Source organism: Sphaerotilus sulfidivorans (genome assembly GCF_013426975.1).
GTDB lineage: Bacteria > Pseudomonadota > Gammaproteobacteria > Burkholderiales > Burkholderiaceae_C > Sphaerotilus > Sphaerotilus sulfidivorans.
Genome location: NZ_JACCPY010000040.1, coordinates 23,735 through 32,053 on the forward strand (window position 1 = coordinate 23,735; position 8,319 = coordinate 32,053).

The following is an 8,319-nucleotide window of genomic DNA, read 5'->3' on the forward strand; positions in this document are numbered from 1 at the left end:
ACTGCACAGCATCCGATCTCACGGACCTGCAGTTTCAGGAGAAACCCGATGTTCAAGTCACTGTCGTCACTGTGCAAGCCCGCCGCGCTGGCTCTGGCCGCGTGCCTGGGCGGGCTGCCGGCACATGCTGCGCCGGCCGGCTTCGAGTCGGGCGACACGCAGGGCTGGACGGTCAGCGCCGATGGCGTGACGCTGACGGCGCAGGGCAGCTACACCGTCACGCTGACCGACGATCATGACCCGTCGTTTGCCTACACCACCACCGTCACGCCGGTGAGCGGCGGCTACTTCGGTCTGCTGCAGATGGGCCCGATGCCCGCGACCGGCGCCACCACGCCGGTGAGCCACAGCAGCCAGGCGGAGTTCACGCTGGATCTGCCTTCGGCGGCTGGCGACAAGCTGTTCCTGCGTCTGCTGACGGCGGACTATTTCTACTCGGACGCCGGCCCGGGCATTCCGGCCTACGACGACAGCGTGTCCGTGGTCTACGACGGCGACACCGCCAATCCCGATGTCTGGCGGGCGTCCGACATCCTGGCGGCCGGCTGGTCGGGCGACTCGGGCTGGCAGCCTTTTGCGCTGCCGGCCGGCACCCAGCATCTGCAGTTCACGCTGAGCAATCGCTACAGCATCGATGGCAGCAATGCGCCGCTGGTGGCCATCGACTTCTCCGTCGCCTCGGTGCCGGAGCCCTCATCCTTCGCGCTGATGGCCCTGGGCCTCGGCGTGCTGGTTCGTGTCAGGTCGCGCCCGCGCGCCTGATCGATCTTCCGGTCGGTCCCCCTGCCGACCGTCGCTCTTTGTTCTTGCTCTTTTGTCTCTTCAATCCGTACCTTTGATGCCGCTCCCATGCCGGGAGCGGCTTTTTTTTGGCCTGGATTCCGGGCTGGAACCAGGGGGCTGGAATCAGGGACGTGTGGCCGCGAAGGCGGCCGCGCCGGCAGCGGCGCTGACCAGCGTGCCCCAGGCGATGTCGACCAGCGCCAGGCGCAGGCTCCAGTGGCGCAGCGTCGCCATGTTGGTCAGGTCGTAGGTGCCGTAGACCAGCAGGCCGATCAGTGCGGCGCGCAGCACCGCTTCGCCCATCGCGTCGGGCCGGGGCCACAGCAGCAGCGTCACCAGCCCGGCGGGATAGCCGACATAGAACAGCAGCGCCGGCAGCGCACGCACCTGCGGCGTCATCAGGTCGCCCAGCTCGCGCACATAGAAGCCGCGCGCCAGCCAGCCCAGCCACAGCGCGTCGAGCACGCCGACGGCCAGCAGCGCCGCGCCCCAGGCCTTCAGCCACAGCATCGGGCGATCTTCCTCAGGCCACGCCGTAGCGGGCGTCGAGATAGCGCTTGAACTCGGCGCCCAGCGTCGGGTGCGCCAGCGCCAGCTCGACATTGGCCTGCAGGAAGCCTTCCTTGCTGCCGCAGTCGTAGCGCTGGCCCTGGTAGGTGTAGGCGAAGACCTTCTCGCGGCGCAGCAGGCCGGCGATGCCGTCGGTGAGCTGGATCTCGCCGCCGACGCCGCGCGGCTGGTTGCGGATCTCCTTGAAGATGCCCGGCGTCAGGATGTAGCGACCGGCCACGCCCAGGCGCGAGGGCGCGACCTCGGGCGCCGGCTTCTCGACGATGCCGGTCAGGTCGAGCATGCGATCGCCCACCGGACGGCCGGAGACGATGCCGTAGCGTTTCGTGTGCTCGGCCGGCACTTCCTGCACCGCCAGGATCGAGGTGCGCCATTCGCGGAACTGCTCGACCATCTGCTTGAGCACCGGCGGCTCGCCGACCATCAGGTCATCGGCCAGCAGCACCGCGAAGGGCTCCTCGCGCACCACCGGCTCGGCGCACAGCACCGCGTGGCCCAGGCCCAGGGCCTTGGGCTGGCGCAGGTAGATGCAGTGCATGTCGTCGGGCTTGATCGAGCGCACCGTCTCCAGCAGCTCGGTCTTGCCGGCGGCCTCCATCTCGGTCTCGAGCTCGTAGGCGGTGTCGAAATGGTCGGGAATGGCGCGCTTGTTGCGGCCGTTGACGAAGATCATCTCGCGGATGCCGGCGGCATAGGCCTCCTCGACCGCGTACTGGATCAGCGGCTTGTCCACCACCGGCAGCATTTCCTTGGGCAGGGCCTTGGTGGCCGGCAGGAAGCGGGTTCCCAGACCCGCCACGGGAAAGATGGCCTTGGTGATCTTGGTCGTCATCACGTGTGCGCTCCGTGCTCTTGGCTTGACGTTGCAGAAGAAGGGGAAAGGGGAGAGTGAATGGGCGAGGGAAAGGCAAGACTGCTGCCATGCAGTCTGCACCAGAGCCAGGGGGACTGCATGAAAGTTGATCGGCTGCCGCGCGCTGTCGCGCACATCCAGGGGGGAGAAACACTACGCCATCCGGCGTATTTCACGAATCGGCCGCGACTTCGACACTGACTCCATTCCAACGCTGCCAACGCAACCCGTCAGCTTCTCAGCCTCTTCCCGGAGTCAACCTGTCATGCAAGCTTCCCGTCGCTCCTTTGCCGCCAAGCTCAGCGCCGTCGCCCTGGGCGTCGCCGTGACCACGCTGCCGATGCTGGCCCAGGCCGCCGACACCATCAAGGTCGGCATCCTGCACAGCCTGTCGGGCACGATGGCCATCTCGGAGACCGTCCTGAAGGACGTCGCGCTGATGACGATCGACGAGATCAACGCCAAGGGCGGCGTGCTGGGCAAGAAGCTCGAGCCGGTCGTGGTCGATCCGGCCTCCAACTGGCCGCTGTTCGCCGAAAAGGCCAAGCAGCTGATCGACCAGGACAAGGTTGCCGTGACCTTCGGCTGCTGGACCTCGGTGTCGCGCAAGTCGGTGCTGCCGGTGTTCGAAGAGAAGAACTCGCTGCTGTTCTACCCGGTGCAGTACGAAGGTGAAGAGCTGTCGAAGAACGTGTTCTACACCGGTGCCGCGCCGAACCAGCAGGCCATCCCCGCGGTGGAATACCTGATGAGCAAGGACGGCGGCTCGGCCAAGCGCTTCGTGCTGCTGGGCACCGACTACGTCTACCCGCGCACGACCAACAAGATCCTGCGCGCCTTCCTGAAGTCCAAGGGCATCCCCGAGTCGGACATCATGGAGGAGTACACCCCCTTCGGTCACTCCGACTACCAGTCGATCATCGCCAAGATCAAGAAGTTCTCCAGCGAAGGCAAGAAGACCGCGGTGGTCTCGACCATCAACGGCGACTCCAACGTGCCCTTCTACAAGGAACTGGGCAACCAGGGCCTGAAGGCGACCGACGTGCCGGTGGTGGCCTTCTCGGTGGGTGAGGAAGAGCTGCGCGGCGTGGACACCAAGCCGCTGGTGGGTCACCTGGCCGCATGGAACTACTTCATGTCGATCAAGAACCCGACCAACGCGGCGTTCATCAAGCAGTGGAGCGACTACGCCAAGGCCAAGAACATCGCCGGCCACAAGGACAAGCCGCTGACCAACGACCCGATGGAAGCCACCTACATCGGCATCAAGATGTGGGCGCAGGCGGTCGAGAAGGCCAAGTCCACCGACACCGACAAGGTCATCGCCGCGATGGCCGGCCAGACCGTGAAGGCCCCGGGCGGCTTCACGTCCACGATGGACAAGGAAAACCACCACCTGCACAAGCCGGTCTTCATCGGCGAGATCAAGGCGGATGGCCAGTTCAACGTGGTCTGGAAGACCCCGGGCCCGGTGGTCGCCGATCCGTGGAGCGACTACATCGCCGAGAACAAGGGCAAGAAGAACGTGCCTGAGAAGAAGTGATGTGAGCCGCGGAGGGGAACCCCCTCCCAACCCTCCCCCGCTGGGGGAGGGCTCAACTCAAGTCAAGCCATCCTCCTCTGTCTTTCTCCTCCCCCAGCGGGGGAGGTCGGGAGGGGGTCTTCGCACGCTGTGACCCTGCAACCCCCGTGACCCACCTGCGAACACTCCTCCTTCTGGTCATGGCCCTCCTGGCGCCTGTCGCCCACGCGCTGACGCCTGACCAGGCCGCCGCCATCGCCATCGGCGACACCGATTCCCGCATCGCGGCGCTGAACAAGTCCGCCGCCGACGCCGACCCCGAGCTGGCCCCCTTCGTGCGCGCCCTGCTGGACGGCGAAGTCAAGACCGCCGACGGCAAGGTCTACGTCGTCCAGGGCGACAAGACGGCGCCCGACACCGCCGAAGACGTCATCAACAACAACCGCATGCGCGGCGCGCTCGAAGCCGCGCTGGGCGCGCTCAAGCTGGTCTCGCCCGACGCCAAGGTGCGCGCCGAGGCGGTCGAGGAGTTGCGCAAGCAGTCGCTCGACGAGGCGCAGCTGCCGCTGATCGAGAAGGCCTGGGCCGCCGAGAGCGATGCGGGCCTGAAGTCGCGGTTGGCGCTGATGCGCGCCACGATCCTGGTCTCGTCGTCCGATGTCGCCAAGCGCCTGGCTGCGGCGCAGGCCTTGTCCGCCAGCAGCGAGCCGGCCGTGAAGAGCCTGCTGCAGGAGCGCCTGGCCCCGGGCGTCGAGACGGACCCGGCGGTGCGCGGCGCGCTGATGACGGCGCTGGACGCGGTCGAGGGTCGTCTGGCCTGGGGCGAGCGGCTGGGCGTGCTGTTCACCGGCGCCAGCCTGGGCTCGATCCTGCTGCTGGTGGCGCTGGGCCTGGCGATCACCTATGGCCTGATGGGCGTGATCAACATGGCGCACGGCGAGCTGATGATGATCGGCGCCTACGCCACCTTCGTGGTGCAGAACCTGTTCCGGCAGTACCTGCCCGGGGCCTTCGACTGGTACATCGTGCTGGCGATTCCGGTGTCCTTCCTGGTGTCGGCGCTGGTGGGTGCGGCACTCGAGCGCAGCGTGATCCGCTGGCTCTACGGCCGCCCGCTTGAGACCTTGCTGGCCACCTGGGGCATCTCGCTGGTGCTGATGCAGGGCGTGCGCAGCCTGTTCGGCGCGCAGAACGTCGCGGTCGAGAACCCGGCGTGGCTGTCGGGCGGCGTGCAGGTGATGTCGAACCTGATCCTGCCCTACAACCGGCTGGCCATCATCGCCTTCGCCTTCCTGGTGCTGGCGGGCGTGACGCTGATGATCAACAGGACGCGCCTGGGCCTGTTCGTGCGCGGTGTCACCCAGAACCGCCGCATGGCCGCCTGCGTCGGCATCCCGACCGCACGCATCGACACCTATGCCTTCAGCCTCGGCGCGGGCATCGCCGGTCTGGCGGGCTGCGCGCTCAGCCAGGTCGGCAACGTCGGGCCCGATCTGGGCCAGGGCTACATCGTCGACGCCTTCATGGTGGTGGTCACCGGTGGCGTGGGCCAGCTTGCCGGCACGGTCTACGCCGCGCTGGGCCTGGGTGTGCTCAACAAGTTCCTCGAGGGCTTCGCCGGCGCGGTGCTGGCCAAGATCATGGTGCTGGTGTGCATCGTGATCTTCATCCAGAAACGTCCGCAAGGCCTGTTCGCCATGAAGGGCCGGAGTGCCGAAGCATGAGTGCCATCCCGATGACTTCTTCCCTGGACCTGACGCCGCGCCGCGGCCTGCTGCTCGGCCCGAAGGGCTGGGCGGCGGTGATGGCCGCCGCCATCACCGTGACGGTGCTGGCGCCGCTGCTCAACCTGGTGGTGCCTGAAGGCCACGCCTTCCATCTCAGCGACTACGCGGTGGCACTGATCGGAAAGATCATGTGCTACGCCATCTGCGCGCTGGCGATGGACCTGATCTGGGGCTACACCGGCATCCTGAGCCTGGGCCACGGCCTGTTCTTCGCGCTGGGCGGCTACGGCATGGGCATGTACCTGATGCGCCAGATCGGCCGCGACGGCAACTACAAGAGCGATCTGCCTGACTTCATGGTCTTCCTCGACTGGAAGGAGCTGCCCTGGGCCTGGACCTTCTCGGACAGCTTCCTGTTCCAGATGGCGATGGTGGTGCTGGTGCCGGGGCTGCTGGCGCTGGTCTTCGGCTTCTTCGCCTTCCGCAGCCGCATCAAGGGCGTGTACTTCTCGATCATCACGCAGGCGATGACCTTCGCGGCGATGCTGCTGTTCTTCCGCAACGAGACCGGCTTCGGCGGCAACAACGGCTTCACCGACTTCAAGCGCATCCTGGGCGTGCCGATCGCGCTGCCCGAGACCCGGATGATGCTGTTCGTGCTGACCGGCCTGACGCTGATCGGCTTCTACCTGATGGCCCGCTGGATCGTGCACAGCAAGTTCGGCCGGGTGCTGCAGGCGATCCGCGACGCCGAGAGCCGGGTGATGTTCACCGGCTACGACCCGCTGGCCTACAAGCTGGCGATCTGGACGCTGTCGGCGGTGATGTGCGCGGTGGCCGGGGCGCTCTATGTGCCGCAGGTCGGCATCATCAATCCCGGCGAGATGAGCGCCGCGGCCTCGATCGAGATCGCGATCTGGGCGGCGGTGGGCGGGCGCGCCACGCTGATCGGCCCGATCCTGGGCGCCTTCTTCGTCAACGGCGCCAAGAGCTGGTTCACCCAGGTCTTCCCGGAGTTCTGGCTGTATTTCCTCGGCGCGCTGTTCATCGCGGTGACGCTGTTCCTGCCGCAGGGCATCGTCGGCCTGTTCGACAAGTTCTCGTCCAAGAAGAAGGAGACCCGCGCATGACGCCCGACCTGATGGAATCGATGCGCGAGGTGCGCGAGCGCCACGAGGCGCGCACCCAGCAGGCCGGCGCCTCCGGCGGCGATGCCTCCTTCGGCCGCCTGCTGCAGGCCGGCCAGCCCGACTTCACCCAGGGCGTGGCGCTCTACCTCGACGACATCACCGTCAGCTTCGACGGCTTCCGGGCGCTGAACAAGCTCAGCCTGGCGATCAATGTCGGCGAGCTGCGCTGCATCATCGGCCCCAACGGCGCCGGCAAGACGACGATGATGGATGTCATCACCGGCAAGACCCGGCCGGACGCCGGCCGGGCCTCTTTCGGCTCCACCATCGACCTGCTGCGTCTGCGCGAGAACGACATCGCGCAGATCGGCATCGGCCGCAAGTTCCAGAAGCCCACCGTCTACGAGCAGCTCAGCGTGTTCGAGAACCTGGAGCTGGCGCTCAAGGCCGACCGGCGCGCGCGCGCCAGCCTCTTCCACCGCCTCTCGGGCGAGCAGCTCGACCGCATCGGCGAGATCCTGCAGCTCATCCACCTCAAGGGCGAGGCGCAGCGCACCGCAGGTCTCTTGAGCCACGGCCAGAAGCAGTGGCTGGAGATCGGCATGCTGCTGATGCAGGACCCCAAGCTGCTGCTGCTCGACGAGCCGGTGGCCGGCATGACCGACGAGGAGACCGAGCGCACCGCCGAGCTGTTCCTGAGCCTGGAGGGCCAGCACTCGCTGGTGGTGGTCGAGCACGACATGAAGTTCGTCGACCAGCTCACCGAGGGGCGCAAGAAGGTCACCGTGCTGCACGAGGGCAGCGTGCTGGCCGAGGGCCGGCTCAGCGAGGTGCAGGCCAACGAGAAGGTGGTCGAGGTCTACCTCGGCCGATGACGCCCAGATTCATCAGGAAAGAAGCGACGCGATGCTGAAGGTTTCCGGTCTGCACCAGTATTACGGCGGCTCGCACATCCTGCGCGGGCTGGATTTCGAGGCCCGGCTCGGCGAGGTGACGGTCGTGCTGGGCCGCAACGGCGTGGGCAAGACCACGCTGCTGAAGAGCCTGATGGGCGTGGTGCCGATCCGCAGCGGCGCCGTCACGCTGGACGGCGTGGACATCTCGAAGGACACCTCCTACGACCGGGTGCGCAAGGGAATGGGCTATGTGCCGCAGGGCCGCGAGATCTTCGGCCGGCTCACGGTCGAGGAGAACCTGCGCATGGGCCTGGCCAGCCGGCCGGCGCGCACGCCGATTCCCGCCGAGCTGTTCGAGCTGTTTCCGATCCTGAAGCAGTTCATGCACCGCCGCGGCGGCGACCTCTCGGGCGGGCAGCAGCAGCAGCTCGCCATCGCCCGTGCGCTGGCGCCGGGGCCGAAGCTGCTGATCCTCGACGAGCCGACCGAGGGCATCCAGCCCAGCATCATCAAGGACATCGGCCGCGTCATCCGCATGCTGGCCGACCGCGGCGACATGGCCATCGTGCTGGTCGAGCAGTTCTACGACTTCGCCGCGGAGCTGGCGGATCAGTACCTCGTGATGGAGCGGGGGGAGATCATTCAGCGGGGGCGGGGGGGTGACATGGAGGCCGAGGGGGTTCGGGGGCTGATGTCGATTTGAGGCCAGAACTGACCTTGCCCCCAGAAACCGTCTCCCATGCTGAGTGATGCAATGTCAGCAAGGAGAGCGGAAATGACGAAGCCGAAGGCTGCGCCGAGGGCGCGCTACACATTGGAATTCAAGCAGGAGGCGGTG

Annotated in this window: 8 protein-coding genes; 6 read left to right on the plus strand and 2 right to left on the minus strand. The window is 66.9% G+C overall.

Features of this window, described 5'->3' with window-relative positions; genetic code table 11:
- The first annotated feature begins 48 nt into the window (after positions 1 to 48).
- Entirely contained in the window at positions 49 to 762 is a 714-nt protein-coding gene (locus HZU84_RS17535; RefSeq protein ID WP_149502661.1) for a PEP-CTERM sorting domain-containing protein, read from the plus strand.
- 144 nt (positions 763 to 906) lie between these two features.
- Here HZU84_RS17535 and HZU84_RS17540 read toward each other — a convergent pair whose 3' ends face one another.
- Entirely contained in the window at positions 907 to 1,293 is a 387-nt protein-coding gene (locus tag HZU84_RS17540) for a DUF2177 family protein (RefSeq protein WP_037479230.1), read from the minus strand.
- Positions 1,294 to 1,306: 13 nt separating this feature from the next.
- Positions 1,307 to 2,185 carry a UTP--glucose-1-phosphate uridylyltransferase GalU gene (gene galU, locus HZU84_RS17545; protein WP_149502662.1) on the minus strand — a complete coding sequence of 293 codons (879 nt, stop codon included), beginning with the start codon at positions 2,183 to 2,185 and terminating at the stop codon, positions 1,307 to 1,309.
- Between the two features lie 286 nt (positions 2,186 to 2,471).
- On the opposite strand from galU, the gene urtA reads away from it, so the two are divergent.
- The 5 genes from urtA (at position 2,472) to urtE (ending at position 8,184) form a co-directional block, all read left to right on the plus strand.
- Positions 2,472 to 3,749, plus strand: coding sequence for an urea ABC transporter substrate-binding protein (gene urtA, locus HZU84_RS17550; protein ID WP_149502663.1), 1,278 nt, complete (start codon positions 2,472 to 2,474; stop codon positions 3,747 to 3,749).
- A gap of 179 nt (positions 3,750 to 3,928) precedes the next feature.
- Entirely contained in the window at positions 3,929 to 5,452 is a 1,524-nt protein-coding gene (gene urtB / locus HZU84_RS17555; RefSeq protein ID WP_149502664.1) for an urea ABC transporter permease subunit UrtB, read from the plus strand.
- A gap of 11 nt (positions 5,453 to 5,463) precedes the next feature.
- Positions 5,464 to 6,585 carry an urea ABC transporter permease subunit UrtC gene (gene urtC / locus HZU84_RS17560; protein ID WP_244954417.1) on the plus strand — a complete coding sequence of 374 codons (1,122 nt, stop codon included), beginning with the start codon at positions 5,464 to 5,466 and terminating at the stop codon, positions 6,583 to 6,585.
- The gene (urtD, locus tag HZU84_RS17565; RefSeq protein WP_149502666.1) at positions 6,582 to 7,460 is read left to right on the plus strand and encodes an urea ABC transporter ATP-binding protein UrtD; all 879 of its coding nucleotides are present in this window, start codon (positions 6,582 to 6,584) and stop codon (positions 7,458 to 7,460) included. The genes urtC and urtD overlap by 4 nt, the downstream gene beginning before the upstream one ends.
- 31 nt (positions 7,461 to 7,491) lie before the next feature.
- Positions 7,492 to 8,184 carry an urea ABC transporter ATP-binding subunit UrtE gene (gene urtE, locus HZU84_RS17570; RefSeq protein WP_149502667.1) on the plus strand — a complete coding sequence of 231 codons (693 nt, stop codon included), beginning with the start codon at positions 7,492 to 7,494 and terminating at the stop codon, positions 8,182 to 8,184.
- Positions 8,185 to 8,319: the final 135 nt, after the last annotated feature.

Excerpts from the sequence above, each read along its gene's own strand:
- galU (WP_149502662.1), bottom strand. The coding sequence starts at position 2,185 with ATGACGACCAAGATCACCAAGGCCATCTTTCCCGTGGCGGGTCTGGGA.
- urtE (WP_149502667.1), top strand. The coding sequence starts at position 7,492 with ATGCTGAAGGTTTCCGGTCTGCACCAGTATTACGGCGGCTCGCACATC.
- HZU84_RS17540 (WP_037479230.1), bottom strand. The coding sequence starts at position 1,293 with ATGCTGTGGCTGAAGGCCTGGGGCGCGGCGCTGCTGGCCGTCGGCGTG.
- urtC (WP_244954417.1), top strand. The coding sequence starts at position 5,464 with ATGACTTCTTCCCTGGACCTGACGCCGCGCCGCGGCCTGCTGCTCGGC.
- urtD (WP_149502666.1), top strand. The coding sequence starts at position 6,582 with ATGACGCCCGACCTGATGGAATCGATGCGCGAGGTGCGCGAGCGCCAC.
- urtB (WP_149502664.1), top strand. The coding sequence starts at position 3,929 with ATGGCCCTCCTGGCGCCTGTCGCCCACGCGCTGACGCCTGACCAGGCC.
- HZU84_RS17535 (WP_149502661.1), top strand. The coding sequence starts at position 49 with ATGTTCAAGTCACTGTCGTCACTGTGCAAGCCCGCCGCGCTGGCTCTG.
- urtA (WP_149502663.1), top strand. The coding sequence starts at position 2,472 with ATGCAAGCTTCCCGTCGCTCCTTTGCCGCCAAGCTCAGCGCCGTCGCC.